The 15,817-nt window shown below is 72.9% G+C and carries 16 protein-coding genes; 9 read left to right on the top strand and 7 right to left on the bottom strand.

Translation table 11 applies throughout. The features are described 5' to 3' along the window. Positions 1-98: 98 nt before the first annotated feature. Genes P3H78_RS09650 through P3H78_RS09640 form a run of 3 tightly spaced genes read left to right on the top strand, consistent with a single transcriptional unit; the run spans position 99 to position 1,967 of the window. Positions 99-764 (top strand): HemK2/MTQ2 family protein methyltransferase, encoded by a 666-nt coding sequence (locus P3H78_RS09650; RefSeq protein ID WP_276108448.1) that lies wholly within the window; start codon positions 99-101, stop codon positions 762-764. Beyond that, entirely contained in the window at positions 748-981 is a 234-nt protein-coding gene (locus P3H78_RS09645; protein WP_276108447.1) for a CDGSH iron-sulfur domain-containing protein, read from the top strand. The genes P3H78_RS09650 and P3H78_RS09645 overlap by 17 nt, the downstream gene beginning before the upstream one ends. Continuing rightward, positions 978-1,967, top strand: a complete 990-nt coding sequence (locus tag P3H78_RS09640) for an iron-containing redox enzyme family protein (protein ID WP_276108446.1) — start codon at positions 978-980, stop codon at positions 1,965-1,967. The genes P3H78_RS09645 and P3H78_RS09640 overlap by 4 nt, the downstream gene beginning before the upstream one ends. Before the next feature lie 105 nt (positions 1,968-2,072). Here the strand turns inward: P3H78_RS09640 and P3H78_RS09635 are convergent, their stop codons facing one another. Next, positions 2,073-2,621: a carbonic anhydrase gene (locus tag P3H78_RS09635; RefSeq protein ID WP_276108445.1), complete on the bottom strand. Its 549-nt coding sequence runs from the start codon at positions 2,619-2,621 to the stop codon at positions 2,073-2,075. 352 nt (positions 2,622-2,973) lie between these two features. Between P3H78_RS09635 and P3H78_RS09630 the strand changes: the two genes are divergently transcribed. Beyond that, positions 2,974-3,150, top strand: coding sequence for a VOC family protein (locus P3H78_RS09630; RefSeq protein ID WP_276108444.1), 177 nt, complete (start codon positions 2,974-2,976; stop codon positions 3,148-3,150). A 72-nt stretch (positions 3,151-3,222) separates the two neighbouring features. On the opposite strand, the gene P3H78_RS09625 is transcribed toward P3H78_RS09630, so the two are convergent. Further along, a complete protein-coding gene (locus tag P3H78_RS09625; protein WP_276108443.1) occupies positions 3,223-3,837 on the bottom strand; it encodes a lytic transglycosylase domain-containing protein in 615 nt (204 codons plus the stop codon). A gap of 739 nt (positions 3,838-4,576) precedes the next feature. Here P3H78_RS09625 and P3H78_RS09620 point away from each other — a divergent pair. From P3H78_RS09620 to P3H78_RS09600, 5 genes are all read left to right on the top strand, one after another. Then, on the top strand, positions 4,577-4,726 hold the full coding sequence (locus P3H78_RS09620) for a hypothetical protein (protein ID WP_276108809.1): 150 nt from the start codon (positions 4,577-4,579) through the stop codon (positions 4,724-4,726). A 257-nt stretch (positions 4,727-4,983) separates the two neighbouring features. Next, the gene (locus tag P3H78_RS09615; RefSeq protein WP_276108442.1) at positions 4,984-5,475 is read left to right on the top strand and encodes a DUF6083 domain-containing protein; all 492 of its coding nucleotides are present in this window, start codon (positions 4,984-4,986) and stop codon (positions 5,473-5,475) included. A 300-nt stretch (positions 5,476-5,775) separates the two neighbouring features. Then, complete coding sequence (locus tag P3H78_RS09610; RefSeq protein ID WP_276108441.1) at positions 5,776-5,946, top strand: hydrophobic protein; 171 nt, start codon at positions 5,776-5,778, stop codon at positions 5,944-5,946. A 74-nt stretch (positions 5,947-6,020) separates the two neighbouring features. After that, the gene (locus P3H78_RS09605) at positions 6,021-6,671 is read left to right on the top strand and encodes an HAD family hydrolase (protein ID WP_276108440.1); all 651 of its coding nucleotides are present in this window, start codon (positions 6,021-6,023) and stop codon (positions 6,669-6,671) included. A 342-nt stretch (positions 6,672-7,013) separates the two neighbouring features. Beyond that, positions 7,014-7,748, top strand: coding sequence for a GbsR/MarR family transcriptional regulator (locus P3H78_RS09600; protein ID WP_276108439.1), 735 nt, complete (start codon positions 7,014-7,016; stop codon positions 7,746-7,748). 7 nt (positions 7,749-7,755) lie between these two features. On the opposite strand, the gene P3H78_RS09595 is transcribed toward P3H78_RS09600, so the two are convergent. The 5 genes from P3H78_RS09595 to P3H78_RS09575 all read right to left on the bottom strand — a co-directional run bounded on the left by P3H78_RS09595 (position 7,756) and on the right by P3H78_RS09575 (position 15,687). Further along, complete coding sequence (locus tag P3H78_RS09595; RefSeq protein WP_276108438.1) at positions 7,756-9,147, bottom strand: nitrate/nitrite transporter; 1,392 nt, start codon at positions 9,145-9,147, stop codon at positions 7,756-7,758. Between the two features lie 126 nt (positions 9,148-9,273). Further along, positions 9,274-9,675 (bottom strand): nitrite reductase small subunit NirD, encoded by a 402-nt coding sequence (gene nirD / locus P3H78_RS09590; RefSeq protein WP_438827932.1) that lies wholly within the window; start codon positions 9,673-9,675, stop codon positions 9,274-9,276. After that, positions 9,672-12,278 carry a nitrite reductase large subunit NirB gene (gene nirB / locus P3H78_RS09585; protein ID WP_276108437.1) on the bottom strand — a complete coding sequence of 869 codons (2,607 nt, stop codon included), beginning with the start codon at positions 12,276-12,278 and terminating at the stop codon, positions 9,672-9,674. The genes nirD and nirB overlap by 4 nt, the downstream gene beginning before the upstream one ends. Next, positions 12,275-13,495, bottom strand: coding sequence for an NAD(P)/FAD-dependent oxidoreductase (locus tag P3H78_RS09580; RefSeq protein ID WP_276108436.1), 1,221 nt, complete (start codon positions 13,493-13,495; stop codon positions 12,275-12,277). The genes nirB and P3H78_RS09580 overlap by 4 nt, the downstream gene beginning before the upstream one ends. Then, positions 13,492-15,687, bottom strand: a complete 2,196-nt coding sequence (locus P3H78_RS09575; RefSeq protein WP_276108435.1) for a molybdopterin oxidoreductase family protein — start codon at positions 15,685-15,687, stop codon at positions 13,492-13,494. Before P3H78_RS09575 ends, P3H78_RS09580 begins: the two co-directional genes overlap by 4 nt. Positions 15,688-15,817: the final 130 nt, after the last annotated feature.

The raw sequence follows: 15,817 nt of genomic DNA, 5'->3' as shown, positions 1-15,817 counted from the left end.
GTGGCGCGTGCGCCCGGAGGGCACTCAGCGGAACATGAGGGAGGCGCCGTACGGACATGTGTGCCGTACGGACGTGTTCCGCACGTCCGGAGGGTGTCATGAGAACACCTGCCAGAGCACCGCTGCTCACCCCACCCGGTGTCTACGCGCCCCACGCCGACACCGAACTGCTCGCCCGCGCGCTGCGCAGCGAGTCCGTCGGCGCGCACACCCGGGTCCTGGACCTGTGCACGGGGAGCGGCGCCCTGGCCCTGCTCGCGGCGCGGCGCGGCGCCCGGGTCACGGCGGTGGACATCTCCTTGCGCGCGGTCCTCACCGTCCGGCTGAACGCCTTGTTGGCGCGGCGGCCGATGACAGTCCTCCGGGGTGATCTCGTCTCGGCGGTGCCCGACCGGACCTTCGACCTCGTCGTGACCAACCCGCCCTACGTACCGGCGCCTGCGCCCGCTCCGCCGGCCCGGGGCGCGGCCCGTGCCTGGGACGCGGGACCCGACGGCCGGGTCCTCCTGGACCGCATCTGCGACTCGGTGCCCCCCGTGCTGCGCGGCGGCGGGATCCTGCTCCTGGTCCACTCCGCGATCTGCGGAACCGTGCCGACCCTGGAACGGCTGGCCGCCGCCGGCATGGACGCCGAAGTGACCGATCGCGACGCCGTTCCGCTGGGCCCGGTCCTCCGCGGGCGCCGGGACTGGCTGCGCAGCCACGGACTGTTGCCGGACGGCGACAGGGAGGAACTGGTGGTCATCCGTGCCCGACATTCCTGAACGACGCCCCCGCCGCGTCACGATCGACCCCGAGGGTCCGCTGCTCGTGGAGGGGCCCGTCGAAGTCGTCCGGGAGGACGGATCGACGGTGACCTCCCACCGGTTCGTGACCGCGATCTGCACCTGCCGGCGGAGCCGCACCCACCCGTGGTGCGACACCAGTCACCGCCGCCGAACGGGACAGGGCTGCGGGAAGGCGAGGGGAAGCCGGTCATGAACGGCCCCCGGCTCCCCTCCCCGCGCGGAGCGCTGTCCCACGCGCTGGTCTCCGCTCTCGGCGGTCCGGGCCGGCCCACGAACGTCGAGCAACCCGCCCACGACGCCGACCCCTTCGGCGACGACCTCCAACTGGCCCTCTACACGCTCTACGAGCTCCACTACCGCGGCTTCCGCCAGGTCGCCGACGACCTGGAATGGGATCCACGGCTCCTGGCCCTCCGACGGACCCTGGAGTCGCGCTTCGCGGACGCTCTGCACGAGGCCGTCCCGGCTGAGGCGAGCGCCGCGGCGGCGCTGGAGGCGCTGCTCGTGGAACCCGCAGGACACGTGGGCACCAGCGTCAGTCACTACCTCCAGCGCGAAGGAGACCTCCGGCGGCTCCGGGAGTACGCGGCCCTGCGCTCCCTCTACCACCTGAAGGAGGCGGACCCGCATGCCTGGGTCATTCCCCGCCTGCGCGGCCGGGCCAAGGCCGCTATGGCCGCGGTCGAGTTCGACGAGTTCGGGGCCGGTCGAGCGGAGGAGGTCCACGCGCAGCTCTTCGCCCGGTTGATGGAGGACCTCGGACTGTGCTCCGACTACGGCCACTATGTCGACGCCGCACCCGCCGAGGCCCTCGCCACCGTCAACCTCATGTCCCTTCTCGGCCTGCACCGCGCTCTGCGTGGTGCGCTGGTCGGTCACTTCGCCGCCGTGGAGATCACGTCCTCGCCGGGCTCGCGCCGGCTGTCCGCCGCTCTGTGCCGGGCCGGAGCGGGGCCGGCGGCGCAGCGCTTCTACGACGAGCACGTGGTCGCCGACGCGGTGCACGAGCAGGTCGTACGACGGGACGTGGTCGGCGGCCTGCTGGACGACGAACCGGAGCTGGAGGCCGACATCGCCTTCGGCGTGCGCGTCACCGGCTTTCTGGAGGACCGCCTGGGCGATGCGCTGCTCGCGGCCTGGAGAGCACGGCGCAGCGCTCTGCGCCGGCCGCTCGAGTGATCGGCGGGCTGCGGCTGCGTGCGGCTGCCGAGGGGCGGCGCATCGGGGGCCGGGCGGGCGACCGCGGCATCGCCGAAGTCGCCCCTGCCGGACCGTCCGTCCGGTTCAGGAGGGCGCGCCGTCCAGGACCTCCACCTTCCCGGTGTCGAGCGAGTAGTAGGCGCCGACCACGGCGAGGGCGCCCTTTTTCACGAGCGGGGCGAGGTCGTCGTTGGAGCGCAGGCCGGCCGCGGTCAAGGCGACCTGGGCGCGGGCCATGGTCTCGACCGGGTCGGTGCCGCCCTTCCGGGCTGCCTGTTCGTAGGCCGGGTGGAGAGCCGTGACGATCGCCTGCAGGTTGCCGGGCAGCGGTTTGCCGTCACGGATCGACCCGTACGCCGCCTTGACGGCGCCGCAGCGCTGATGGCCGAGGACCACGACGAGCGGGGTGCCGCTGGTCACGGGTCCGTACTCGACGGAACCGGTGACGACCGGGCCGATCGTCACCCCGCCCGTGCGCATCACATAGAGGTCGCCCAGCCCGGTGTCGAAGAGGAGCTCGGGCGGCACCCGGGAGTCGATGCACGAGAGGACCGCCCCGAAGGGTTCCTGCTGCTGCGCCAGGAGCTGACGCCGGTTCGGATCCCGGTCGGGGTGTTGCAGGTCCCCGCTCACCCAGCGCTTGTTGCCTTCCCCCAGTCTCGCCCATGCCGCGGCGGGTGTGGTCGGGCGCGGGCTCGGCGAAGCGCTCGCCGCGGCCGGGGCGATCCTGGTCGACGAGCACCCTGCGAGCGCGACGGCGGCACCCGCGAGTCCGCCGGCAAGCAGCGCTCTACGATCCAGGCGTCCTGCTCTGTCCATCGATGTCCCCTCGATGCCGCTCACGCACGTCATTGCGTGGCAATTGTCCAGCGCGGCACGGGTGACCCGGCGGCAGGCGCAAGCGGGCTCGGGCCGTCTTGCCACGGACGGCCCACAGACGGGCTCGGCCGGCGGCGTGGGCGTCCGGGCCGGGACCTGACCTGCCATGGCGGAGCGCGCAGAAGGAGCAGGCGCCGAGATTCTCCAGCCGCCGAAGGGCATGTTCCACGGTGACCGCACCGTCGTCCTCCAGGACCCTTCCGGTCACCTGTGGGTGTTTCTCACCCACGTGGAGGACGTCTCGGAGGAGCGGCGGCGGAGCCGTCTGCACGCCGCCGGGTGACTCCGGCGAGTCGGCGCCGCCCGGTCGGTCCCGGCCGACGGCCGGGAGTACGTGCCGGTGGCGCGCAGCGCGCTACTCGCCTCCCACGCCATGCGTACCGGCGCCGGGCGCCTCCTCGGGGGCACGCGCCACCGCGTCGGCCGCGACGCTCCAGTTGTCCCTGAGCCGGCGGAGATAGGACCGCGCCATCGGCCCCGGCGGAACACCCCGCGCGAAGGCCCGCATGTTGCGCTCCCCCGCGTTGTAGCCGAGCGCGAGCAGCTCGTCCCGCGTGTAACGGCGGGCGCGCCGGCGCGGGAGGGCGCGGTCGAGGTCGCCGAGGTGCAGGGCGGCCGCGTGCACCGCGAACGCGGGGTCGTCGCGCAGGTCCTCCCAGCGTCGCCCGGACAGGTCGTGCATACGTCTCACCTGCTCGAACGTGGCCCGATGCATGTTGGCCACGCCGAACGACGCCTCCGGCTTCCACCACTGCCACAGGCGTTCCAGCAGCGGATGGTGCGGCTTGTAGGCCTCGTTGTGCAGCACGGCCATCAGCAGAACCGGAGAGACTCCCGCCGCACCGGCACTGCGCACGGCGCAGTCGACATAGTCGGCGGGGTCGTAGCCGCCGGGCCGCAGGGGCGGGGTCTGCCCGCCCGCGCCGGGCGCGGTCCGTTCTCCCGGCACCGCCGACGGTTCCTCGGTCACCCTCGCCACTCTCCCTGGTCGCCTGTTCGAACCGGGCGGCGCCCCACCGGGCCCGCCACCTCAGCGAAGGGCTCGTGCCCCGGTTCGCCCACTTCATCCGCCGGTCCGGGCCGGCGACCGCGAGCCGGTGCACCATGGCGGCCGCTACGGGTACCGGCTGCCTCCGTCCTGCTCGTGCGGCCCGACTCGGCGCCGGCCGCATCCGTCACGAGCAGCTCTCGCCGAACTTGGCCGCGTTCAGCGTGACCGGCTGCCCGCGCAGTTCGCGCCCGCGGCCGGCTTTGGCGCCGGCACGAAGCCGGCGCCCACTCCCAGGACGACGACGCCGACTGGAACTGGGTCCACTGGGTCCACTGGGTCCACTGGGTGAGGAACTGCTGACGTCAGGCGGTCGGACCGTCTCCGGTGCTCCGTGCCGAGATCGGCACCACGGTCCCCGCCCAGGAAGACCCCGTCGGGGCAGCGGTGACCCGGGAGGGGTTCCGTGCGCGCGAGCGATCAGTTCCGCCCCGCCGGGTCGTCCGCCGAAGGGGCGCCGCCGACCCGCTGGACCACCTGACCGCGGTCGCCGCACCGGCATCCGATGTCACGATCCTGTAATACTCAGGATCCTACGGGGCTGGAGCCTGAAATTTGAAGGCACCTTGCTGAATCAAGTCGTAGAATCTAACCCTCAGAGCGGTTCCTGGAGTCGGTATCGTGGGATGCCGACGGGCCGTCACCCGAGGGGGAGAACACCATGTCCTACGAACTCGAAGCCCGCGCTCTGCTCAACGAGCGCCTGCGGGAGGCCGAGCGGGAGCGCATCGTTCGCGCGTTCCAGCTCAAGAGCCGCGCCGAGCGTGCCCAGCGGCGTGCCCGCAGGGCCCTGGCCTCCCTGGCCGCGTGAGCATCCGCCTCGTGGGCCGCCACCGAATCACCGGTGGCGGCCCACGCGCGTTCCCGGGACCGGGACCGGGTAGAGCCGGTCCCGGTCCGGCCTGCGAGGAAGCGCCGAGCCGAGTCCCGGCCACCCGCAGCAGCGGCCTCCGGTCCACCACGCGGCACATCGGCTGCGGCCTGCAACCGCGTGCACCGCCCCTCTGCACCCGTTGCGCCCGGGGCGCGCCCTGTCCCCCTCGCGCAGGCGCCCGCACGCTCAGCAGCATGGGGGACTACCACCACGACGACAGCGTCATCCCGTCGATCGGCCCCGACGGATCCCGGCAGCGCCCCGCCGACGCGCCCCGGCCCTGGGAAAGGGCGGACCGCGCCCAGGCGGCCCGGGACGGCGCCGCGGGGCCCGAGCCACCTCGTCCGCCCGTCTGCCCCCAGTGCGGGCTCACCGGCGACCGCGCCCCCACCTACACCGGGCAGCACGTCCTCCTCGAACCCCGCCTCACCGTGCCCGCCCACCTCCTCCCCGGCGGACACCGCTGGCACGTCGACGGCAACGGCACCGCTTGGAACGGCGGCCTCGACGAACCCCCGGCCGGGACGACGTGCCGGGTCCCTCATCAACTGGCCTGCCCGGGTCTCACCCTGGACGAGATCCAGCCGTGGCGGTGGCTGACCACCGTGCGGGACCACAACGCCCGCCTGGCGCAGCAGCGAGCGGACGACGCGGCCTGCCAGGAGACGCTGCCGGACGTCGGCTGACGCTTCCGTGGCGCCGTGCGTCCCCCGCCCGGAAACTCCTCCCGCCTCAGCCGTTCACCCGGATACCTGCCGGAAGTCGCGGCGACGCGCCGTCCCGCGGATGCTGAGAAGCGGCCCTCTCCGCCTCCGGCCCCGACGGCATCGCCATGGCGATCACCGGAGGCACGGGATGCCGCCGCCCGGCACGGGGGCCTCCTCCACGCCGTCAACGCCAGTGGGCGCGACACAGAGTTCACGGTCCAGGTCACCCGCCGGGCTCGACCGTCGGACCGTCAGACACATCTTCAGGAGGTTGGTGACATGGTTCCCCTGCTGCTTGTTCTGCTTCTCGCGGTGATCCTCTTCGGCGCCGGTTTCGCGGTCGAGGTCCTCTGGTGGGTAGCGGTCGTCGTCCTGGTGCTGTGGCTGCTCGGCTTCGTCATGCGCTCCACGACCACCGGCGGCGGCCGTGGCCGCTGGTACCGATGGTGAGCTGACGCCCCCTCATCCGCACCCCTGGCAGCATCGTAAGGCACGGGCCTCGGGCCGGGCCTTATGCTGCCGAGGTGATCACACCGATTGAACTGGTGATATTCGATTGCGACGGAGTGCTGGTCGACAGCGAGCGCGTCGCCGTACGCGTCCAGGTCGCCCTCGGTGCCGCACTGGGATGGCCACTCACTGCGGAGGAGGTCACTGCACGGTTCATCGGGCGCTCGCACGCCGACATCCGCGAGCAGGTCGCCGCTCGGTTGGGTGAGGAGACAGCCGCGACCTGGTCGAAGCGGTTCGAGGAACTCCACCGCGACGCCGTGGATTGCGAGCTCGTCCCCGTCGAGGGGACGCCCGAGGCGCTCGACATGATCACCCTGCCGACCTGCGTGGCCTCCAGCGGCTCGCACGACAAGATGAGGCACACCCTGGGTCGCACCGGGCTGTACGCACGCTTTGCCGACCGCATCTTCAGCGCCACCGAGGTCGCCCGCGGCAAGCCCGCCCCGGACCTCTTCCTGCACGCGGCCCACCGCATGGGCGTCGATCCGGCCGCCTGTGCGGTGGTCGAGGACAGCCGGCCCGGCGTCCAGGCCGCCCGCGCCGCGGGCATGCGTGCCTTCGGCTACGCCGGTGGACTCACCCCGGCCGACCGGCTCGAAGGTCCCGGCACCGTCGTCTTCCACGACATGCGCGAACTGCCCGCCCTGCTCGGCGAACAGTGACCCTCCACCGGCCCTCGATCGTCACCGCGGAAACGGGCGACACCTACCTGCCCCTGGAGCCCGGCGACGCCGACAGCGACGACCACCGGGGCGGCGCTCCCACGGTCAGCCATGGGGGTGCTCCCCACCCTTCACCCCGCCGTTTCTGACGCGGGAAACGCTACGTTGCATTCACTTGTGGAGCAATCAATTCGTCGCACGGCTTCATCGTCCATGCTGTTCGAAGCCAAGAATTCATTGCAATGAATTGCAATCCAACGCAACAAACGCACTCTCCATCGTTGCAATTGATGGAGAGTGAACGCTATGGTCTAGCCTTCGTCGACCCCCGAGGAGGCCGCGATGCCGGGAGGCAGGCTCACCCAGCAGGAACGCCAGCAGATCGCGCTGGGACTGGCCGACGGCCTCGCCTACGCGGAGGTCGCCAGGCGCCTCGGCCGCCCGACCTCGACCGTCACACGCGAGGTCATGCGCAACGGCGGTCCCACCGCCTATCGCGCCGACCTCGCCCATCGCGCCACCGAACGCCGCGCCCACCGCCGCAGAGGAGCCACACCCCGGGACGCCGGCACCTCCCCGCAGCCCTACGGGCGCGACGCCGCGGCCGTACGCGAGTACGAGGAGACCTTCACCACCGTCTTCATGCAGTCGGGCCTGCCCAAGATGACGGCCCGGGTGCTGGCCGGCCTCTACACCACCGACGCCGGCAGCCTCACCGCCGCCGAGCTCGCCGAGCGCCTCCGGGTGAGCCCGGCATCCGTCTCCAAGGCGGTCGCGTTCCTCGAAGGCCAGGGCCTCATCCGCCGGGAGCGCGACGAACGCCGCCGGGAGCGCTACGTCGTCGACGACGACGTCCTGTACCAGTCCACCATGGCGGGCGCCCGGTCCACCGCCCACCTCGGCGAGGTCGCCCGGCAGGGCGTGGGCGTCCTCGGACCGGGCACCCCGGCGGCCGCCCGCCTGGAGAACATCGCCCGCTTCGTCGACTTCGTCTCCGAGAGCATCGCCCGCGCCGCGGACCAGGCCCGGGAGATCCTCCACACGAAATCCGGAACGTCCCCGGACCGGGCCACCTGAATCACCGTCACACGTCGTGCATCGGCCGGGTGCCCGGGCGGAGGTAGACCGCCCAGGTCACGGTGGCACAGACCGCGTAGGCCGCGAGGAACGCGCAGTAGGCGGCGTCACCGTGCCCGGTCGTCAGGAAGGACTGGCGGAACGCCATGTTCACCAGCACCCCGCCGAACGCACCGATCGCGCCGGCCATGCCGATGAGCGCCGACGCCCGGCGCCGGGCGTCGCGCTGCGCCGACTCGGGGTCCGCGCCGGCGGCGACGGCGGCCCGTGCCTTCATCTGGAAGACGGCCGGGATCATCTTGTAGGTCGAGCCGTTCCCGACGCCGCTCAGCAGGAAGAGGGCCGTGAACCCCGCCAGGAACAGCGGGAGGGACTGCATGCGGGAGGCCGCCAGGACCGTTCCCGCCCCCGCCGCCATCCCCGCGAGCGTCCACAGCGTCACCCTCGCTCCGCCCAGGCGGTCGGCCGCCCGGCCGCCGAACGGCCTGGCCAGGGAGCCCAGGAGAGGACCGAGGAAGGTGAGGCAGGCGGCCTTCGTGGGGGTGTCGAACTGCTCGTGGAACTGGACCTGGAGCACCTGGCCGAAGGCGAAGCCGAAGCCGATGAACGAACCGAACGTCCCGATGTAGAGCAGTGACATCACCCAGCTGTGCGGTTCCGCGGCGACCTCCCGCAGGGCCCGGCCGCCCCTCCCGGGCGGCGACGCCAGGTTGTCCATCCCGAACACCGCGCCGGCCGCCGCCAGCAGGACCAGCGGGAGGTAGACGAGCAGGAGCAGCCGGGGGTGCGCGGCGCCGGCCGTGGCCAGGATCAGCAGGCCGAGGAGCTGGACGACCGGGACGCCGAGGTTTCCGCCGCCGGCGTTGACTCCCAGCGCCCATCCCTTGAGCCGCTCGGGGTAGAAGGCGTTGATGTTCGCCATGGACGAGGCGAAGTTGCCGCCGCCGACGCCGGCGACGCAGGCGACGGCGAGCAGCGTGCCGTAGGAGACGCCCGGCTCCAGGACGAGGCCGGCGAGGATCACGGGCACCAGCAGCAACAGGGTGCTGAAGACGGTCCAGTTGCGGCCGCCGAACCTCGCCACGGCGTAGGTGTAGGGCAGGCGCAGGACGGCGCCGAGCGCCGTGGGCACCGCGGTGAGGGTGAACTTCTGCGCGGGGTCGATGCGGTACTCCGGTCCGAGGAAGAGCACGAGCACGGACCACAGACTCCACACGGAGAAGCCGATGTGCTCGGACAGGACCGAGAAGGCGAGGTTGCGGTGGGCGATACGGGCTCCTGTCGTGTGCCAGAAGCCCTCGTCCTCGGGACGCCAGGTGGTGAGGGACCGTGTCCTGCGGTGGTGCACCTCCGGGTCGGGGATTCCGGTGGTCTCTTCCGGTCCAAGGGCCGTACTCATCAGCTTCACCCGCTCGTTCGTAGGGAGGGCCCGCGCGATCCGGTGTGCCCGGTGCACGGCGTCGCCGTCGTGCCGGACGCTACGAACGGCGGGTTTCGCCGGACGTCCGCCCGGCGTTCGGCCGTGCTACGCCTTGCGCACGTCGCGCGCGGCGGGCCGTGAGACGGAGTGGTCGCCGGTGCGCGCGGGCCAGACGCGCAGCCGGGCGGGGGTACCGTCGGGTGCGGTGTCCTCGTCCAGGCACCGGCCGTCGCGCAGGTCGAAGACCTGCTTGTACATCGGGGAGGCGAGCGTCGGGGTGTCGCCGCGGCTGCCGAGGATGCCGCGGGAGAGCACGTGGGCACCGCTGAAGGGGTCTCGGTTGTCGATCGCGTACAGCTGCCCCGCCCGGTCCCGGAAGAGGGCGATCTGCTCGCCGCCGGGGCCCAGCACGGCCACGCCCCGGCCGGGCACCAGATGGGCGTACGTGCAGGCGGGGAACCACTGCGTCCCGTCGAAGACTTCCACGAACTGCGTCATGCCGGTCATGCCGTGCGTACCTCCAGTCGGGGTCCGGCGACGAGCGCCGCGGTGAGTGCCCGGCCGTTCTCGCCGGGGCGGGCGGGGCGGATCTGCCCCCGTTCGGACACGAAGGTGACCGCCGGGTCGGGTGTGCCGGGCGCGTTGGCGAAGGAGACGAAGCGCCGCATCCGTTCGGGATCGTCGAGCACGGCGGCCCACTCGTCCCGGTAGGCCGCGACGTGGTGCTCCATGAGCGCGTCCAGTTCGGAGCAGATGCCGAGGCTGTCGTCCAGGACGACGGCTCGCACGTGCTCCAGGCCGCCCTCGATGCGCTCCAGCCACACGGAGGTTCGCTCCAGCCGGTCGGCGGTGCGGATGTAGAACATCAGGAACCGGTCGATGGTCCGGACGAGGGCCTCGCGGTCCAGGTCCGCGGCGAGCAGGTCGGCGTGGCGCGGTGTCATGCCGCCGTTTCCGCCGACGTAGAGGTTCCAGCCCGTCGAGGTGGCGATGATGCCGAAGTCCTTGCTCTGTGCTTCGGCGCACTCGCGGGCGCAGCCGGAGACGGCCGACTTGAGCTTGTGGGGCGAGCGCAGGCCCCGGTAGCGCAGTTCCAACTCGATGGCGAGTCCGACGGAGTCCTGTACTCCGTAGCGGCACCAGGACTCGCCGACGCAGGACTTCACCGTGCGCAGCGATTTGCCGTACGCGTGGCCGGACTCGAATCCGGCGTCCACCAGGCGCCGCCAGATGAGCGGGAGCTGGTCGACGGCGGCGCCGAAGAGGTCGATGCGCTGGCCTCCGGTGATCTTCGTGTAGAGGCCGAAGTCCCGTGCGACCTCTCCGATGGTGATCAGGTCGGCCGGGCTGATCTCCCCTCCGGGGATGCGGGGGACGACGGAGTACGAGCCGTTGCGCTGGAGGTTGGCGAGGAAGTGGTCGTTGGTGTCCTGGAGCGCGGCCTGTTCGCCCTCCAGGATGTGCCCGTTGCCGAGACTGGCCAGGACGGAGGCGACGACGGGCTTGCAGATGTCGCAGCCCTCGCCGGAGCCGTGTCCGTCGACGAGTGCGGAGAAGCTCGTGATCCCGGTGACCCGGATGATCTCGTACAGTTCGGCGCGGGAGTGGGTGAAGTGCTCGCACAGGCCCCGGTCGACGCCGGCGCCGGTGGCTTCGAGTTCCTCGGTCACCAGGGCGGCGAGCAGGGGGACGCAGCTTCCGCAGCCGGTGCCGGCCCTGGTGCACTTCTTCACCTCGGGTACGGAGGCGCATCCCTCGTCCCGTACGGCTGCCCTGATCCGGCCCTGGGTGATGTTGTGGCAGGAGCAGACCGTCGCGTCGTCGGCCAGGGCCGGCGGTCCGGCCGGGCCCGCGCCGGCGGGCAGCACGAGGTGCTCGGGCGGTGTGGTCAGTGGTTTTCCGCTCAGCGCGAGCGGCCTGAGGGTGGCGTAGGAGTCGGTGTCGCCGACCAGCACGCCGCCCAGCAGGTGACCGCCGCTTCCGATGACGAGTTTCTTGTAGACGCCCGAGCGGCTGTCGCTGTAGAGCACGTCGAGTGCGCCGTCGGCGGTGCCGTGGGCGTCGCCGAAGCTTGCGACGTCGACGCCCAGCAGTTTGAGCTTGGTCGAGGTGTCGGCGCCGGTGAAGACGGTCCGCCCGCCGGGTTCGCCCGCCAGCAGGCGGGCGGCGGTGTCGGCCATCGCGTATCCGGGGGCGACCAGTCCGTAGACCCGGCCGTCCGCGGCGAGCGCGCACTCGCCGATGGCCAGCACATGGGGGTCGCCGGTGCGGCAGTGCTGGTCGACGACGATGCCGCCGCGCTCGCCGACGGCGAGTCCGCTGTCGCGGGCCAGCTGGTCGCGGGGCCGTACCCCGGCGGCGAACACCACCAGGTCCGTCTCCAGCTCCCGGCCGTCGGACAGCAGCATCGCGCGGACGCGGCCGTCCTCCCCGGTCGTGAGGGACTGGGTGCCCGCGGCGGTGTGCACGGTCACGCCCAGTTCCTCGATCTTGCGGCGCAGCAGCCTGCCACCGCCGTCGTCGACCTGGAGCGCCATCAGCCGGGGCGCGAACTCGACGACGTGGGTGGTGAGGTCCAGGGCGGTGAGGGCGCCGGCCGCCTCCAGGCCGAGCAGGCCGCCGCCCACCACGGCACCGGTGCGGGCGCCCGCCGCGTCGGCCCGGATGGCCTCGAGGTCCTCGATCGTGCGGTAGACGTGACAGCCGGGAGCGTCGTGCCCCGGTACCGGGGGGACGAAGGGGTAGGAGCCGGTCGCCAGCACGAGCGCGTCGTAGCGCAGCGTGTCACCGGAGGCGGTGGTGACCGTGCGGGCGGCGCGGTCCAGGGCGGTGGCGGGGTCGGCGAGCCGCAGCTCGATGCCGTGCTCGGCGAGGAATCCGGGCGGGGTGAGGGACAGCTGCTCGGCGCTGGTGCCGGAGAACCACGACGTCAGGTGCACCCGGTCGTAGGCGGGGCGGGGCTCCTCGGCGAGCACCGTGATCCGCCACTCGTCGGCCCCGGGCTGGTCGGTGAGCGTCTCCAGGAATCGCTGGCCGACCATGCCGTGGCCGACGAGGACCAGGTCCTTGGTCGGTCGGGGCCGGCGGCCGGGTGTCGGGCGATGCGTCATGGGCGGACTCCGTCGGTGATGAGGTGCAAGGGGGTCTCGGGCACGGCGGCGTCGGGTGCGCAGGCGCGGGTGAGGTCGCCGACGGTGGCCAGGTCGCCGACGAGGATGGCGCCGACGAGGCGGTTGCCGCGCAGGACGAGCTTCTTGTAGCTGCCGCGTGTGGCGTCGGCCAGTCGCAGGATGTGCAGGGCCGGGTCGGCCTCCAGGTCGTCGTTGTCGCGGTGGCCCTCGCCGAACGCCGCGTATTCGACGGGAGGGGCGCTGAGCCGGGCCAGGGGACGCGAGCCGGTGTGGCGGGCGTGGGGGTCGGCGCCGGACAGGCGGGCGGCAAGGACGTCGGCCTGTTCCCATGCGGGTCCCGCCAGGCCGTGCACCGATCCCCGGTGCTGGACGCAGTCGCCGATGGCGTGGACGTGCGGCGCCGAGGTGGCGAGTGCGTCGTCGACGCGGATCCCGGTGTCGACGTGCAGACCGGACGCGCGGGCCAGCGCGGTGCGCGGGCGGACCCCGCAGGCGAGGACGACGAGGTCGGTGTCGAGGCGGTGGCCGCCGGCCAGTTCGACCTCGCCGTGCTCGGTGAGCGCCCGAGCGCGGTTGAGGAGATAGGTCTCCACACCCAGCCGGCCCAGCGCGGCGCGCAGTGCGGCGGCGGCCTCCGCGTCGAGCTGGCGCTCGATCAGGTGGGGTGCCTGGTGCACGATCTCCACGTCCAGTCCGAGTGTGGCCAGCGCCCTCGCGACGCTGACGCCGAGCACGCCGCCGCCGATGACGACGGCCCGCCGCGCGCCGGTCGCCGCGTCCGCCAGCCGGGCGCAGTCGGCGAGGGTGCGCACCGCGTGCACGGAGGGGTGCAGGCCGCCCCCGTGGGGCAGGAGCAGGCCTCGGATGGGGGGCAGTACGGGGTTCGCTCCGGTGGCGAACACCAGGTCGTCCCAGGGCTCGGTGCGGCCGTCGTGCAGGGTCAGCGTGCGCGCCGTGGTGTCGACGGCGCAGACCTCGTCGGCGATGCGCACCTGCGCGGCGCCCGTGGGCAGACCGATGGCCTCGGCGTCGTAGCGGCCCGTCAGGACGTCGGCGAGGAGGACCCGGTTGTAGGGGGTACGGGCCTCCGCGCCGTAGAGGACGATCCGGTCGCGGCCGCCGAGTGCGTCGTAGCGTTCGGCGAAGCGGGCGGCGGCCATTCCGGCGCCGACCACGGCGATGCGGCGGCCGGTCATGGACGGTTCCCGGAGGCGGTCGCGGAGCCGGTGGGCGTGCCGGCGCCCTCGGCGGGTGCCGCCGTGGCCGAAGCGGCTCCGTCGCGCTCCCGGGCCGGCTCCACGCGCACGGCGCAGACCTTGAACTCGGGCATCTTCGACACGGGGTCGAGTGCCGGGTTGGTCAGCGTGTTGGCCCGGCCCGCTCCCGGCCAGTGGAAGGGCATGAAGACCGTGTCGGGCCGGATGGTGTCGGTGATCCGTGCCGGGGCGACCGCCCGGCCGCGCCGCGAGGTGACCTGCACGGGATCTCCTTCCCGCAGCCCCAGGCTGTGGGCGAGCACGGGATGCAGTTCCACGAAGGGACCGGGGGCGGCGGAGTCCAGGGCGGGGACGCGGCGGGTCTGGGCGCCGCTCTGGTACTGGGCCAGCACCCGCCCGGTGGTGAGGTGGACCGGGTACCGGGCGTCGGGCTCCTCGGCCGGGGGACGGTGGGTGACCGGGAGGAAGCGGGCGCGGCCGTCGGGGGTGGCGAAGGCGTCCAGGAACAGGCGCGGCGTCCCGGGATGGCTCTCGTCCGGGCACGGCCAGAACACGCCGTCCTCGGCCTGGATGCGCTCGTAGGTGATGCCGGCGTAGTCCGCCGGGCCTCCCGCGGACGCGCGCCGCAGCTCCTCGAAGACGGTGCGCGGGTCGTCGTCGAAGCCGTGCGCGGCTCCGAGCCGCTCCGCCAGATCGCGCAGGATGCGCAGGTCGCTGCGCACGCCTTCGGGCGGGGGGACCGCGCCGCGCCGCAGGACGACCCGTCCCTCCAGGTTGGTCATGGTGCCGGTCTCCTCGGCCCACTGCGTGCCGGGCAGGACGACGTCGGCCAGCTGCGCGGTCTCCGACAGCACCAGATCGCCGACGACCAGCAGGTCCAGGGCGCGGATCCGGTCGGTGACGTGGGCGGCGCGGGGTGCGGAGACGACCGGGTTGGAGCCCATCAGCAGCAGTCCCCGCAGGCCGGCCGGGCGTGTCCCGGCGGCGGGCTGTCCGAGGGTGTCCAGCAGTTCGTACGCGGAGCGGCCGGCGTGCGGGAGGGTCCGGGGGTCGACTCCCCAGACCTGCGCCACGTGCGCCCGGGCCCGGGGATCCTCGATCGAGCGGTAGCCGGGGAGCTGGTCCGCCTTCTGGCCGTGCTCGCGTCCGCCCTGCCCGTTGCCCTGGCCGGTGAGACAGCCGTACCCGCTGTGCAGGCGCCCGGCCTTGCCCGCGGCCAGGCACAGGTTGATCCACGCGCCGACAGTGTCGGTGCCCTTGCTGTGCTGTTCGGAGCCCCGTGCCGTGAGCACCATGCCCGTGGCCGCCTTTCCGAACATCCGTGCCACCGTGCGCAGTCGGGACACCGGAATCCCGGTGAGCCGTTCGACCCGCTCGGGCCAGTGGGCCATCGCCGCGGCGTGGACGCGGTCGTATCCGGTGGTGCGGGCGGTGACGAAGGCGTCGTCGACCAGATCGTCGGCGATCAGCAGGTGCAGCAGGCCGAGGGCCAGCGCGAGGTCGGAGCCCGGTGCCGTGCGCAGGTGGACGTCGGCCAGTTCGGCGGTGCGGGTGCGCCGCGGATCGACCACGATCAAGGTGCCGCCGTTGTCCCGCAGCCGGCGCAGGTGGCGTACGGCGGGCGGCATCGTCTCGGCCGGGTTGGCGCCGACCAGGATCAGGCATCGGGTCCGCTCGATGTCCTCCAGGGGGAAGGGCAGTCCGCGGTCGAGTCCGAAGGCCAGCCGGTTCGCGGCGGCGGCGGAGGACATGCAGAAGCGGCCGTTGTAGTCGATGTTGCGGGTGCCCAGCGCCACGCGGGCGAACTTGCCCAGGAGGTAGGCCTTCTCGTTGGTCAGTCCGCCACCGCCGAAGACGCCGACCGCGTCCCTGCCGTGCTCGGCCTGGAGCGCGGCGAATCCCTCGGCGGCCCGGTCCAGGGCCTCGGTCCAGCTCGCCGCGCGCAGGGGGCCCCTGCCGCCGTCCGCTCGGCGTTCCCGCATCAGCGGTGTGGTCAGGCGGTGTGCCGGCCCCAGCAGTGCCGCCGCAGTCTGTCCCTTGCCGCACAGTGCGCCGCGGTTGACCGGGAAGGCGGGCCGTTCCACGACCTCGACCACGCCGCGTTCCGTCTCGTTCAGACGCATGCCGCACTGCAGGGAGCAGTACGGGCAGTGGGTGTCGGTCGTCGTCATGGCTCCGACCTTCGCCGCGGTGTGTTTCACCGGCCTCTCGCACGTGTTGCGGAGGAGGTACGCCTCCTTCACGGCGCGGACACGACGGGGTGATGGCCAGGACATGCGCCGTAACACGGGACCGCCAGGG

Source organism: Streptomyces tropicalis (assembly GCF_029269835.1).
Lineage (GTDB): Bacteria > Actinomycetota > Actinomycetes > Streptomycetales > Streptomycetaceae > Streptomyces > Streptomyces tropicalis.
The sequence above is the reverse complement of the archived record's forward strand: the minus strand, read 5'-3'. Positions and strand labels throughout refer to the sequence as shown.

What these genes read in the sequence shown, in the direction of transcription:
- P3H78_RS09650 (WP_276108448.1), top strand. Translation starts at nt 99, where the DNA reads ATGAGAACACCTGCCAGAGCACCGCTGCTCACCCCACCCGGTGTCTAC.
- P3H78_RS09640 (WP_276108446.1), top strand. Translation starts at nt 978, where the DNA reads ATGAACGGCCCCCGGCTCCCCTCCCCGCGCGGAGCGCTGTCCCACGCG.
- P3H78_RS09630 (WP_276108444.1), top strand. Translation starts at nt 2,974, where the DNA reads ATGGCGGAGCGCGCAGAAGGAGCAGGCGCCGAGATTCTCCAGCCGCCG.
- P3H78_RS09620 (WP_276108809.1), top strand. Translation starts at nt 4,577, where the DNA reads ATGTCCTACGAACTCGAAGCCCGCGCTCTGCTCAACGAGCGCCTGCGG.
- P3H78_RS09615 (WP_276108442.1), top strand. Translation starts at nt 4,984, where the DNA reads ATGGGGGACTACCACCACGACGACAGCGTCATCCCGTCGATCGGCCCC.
- P3H78_RS09610 (WP_276108441.1), top strand. Translation starts at nt 5,776, where the DNA reads ATGGTTCCCCTGCTGCTTGTTCTGCTTCTCGCGGTGATCCTCTTCGGC.
- P3H78_RS09600 (WP_276108439.1), top strand. Translation starts at nt 7,014, where the DNA reads ATGCCGGGAGGCAGGCTCACCCAGCAGGAACGCCAGCAGATCGCGCTG.
- P3H78_RS09595 (WP_276108438.1), bottom strand. Translation starts at nt 9,147, where the DNA reads ATGAGTACGGCCCTTGGACCGGAAGAGACCACCGGAATCCCCGACCCG.
- nirD (WP_438827932.1), bottom strand. Translation starts at nt 9,675, where the DNA reads ATGACCGGCATGACGCAGTTCGTGGAAGTCTTCGACGGGACGCAGTGG.
- nirB (WP_276108437.1), bottom strand. Translation starts at nt 12,278, where the DNA reads ATGACGCATCGCCCGACACCCGGCCGCCGGCCCCGACCGACCAAGGAC.
- P3H78_RS09580 (WP_276108436.1), bottom strand. Translation starts at nt 13,495, where the DNA reads ATGACCGGCCGCCGCATCGCCGTGGTCGGCGCCGGAATGGCCGCCGCC.
- P3H78_RS09575 (WP_276108435.1), bottom strand. Translation starts at nt 15,687, where the DNA reads ATGACGACGACCGACACCCACTGCCCGTACTGCTCCCTGCAGTGCGGC.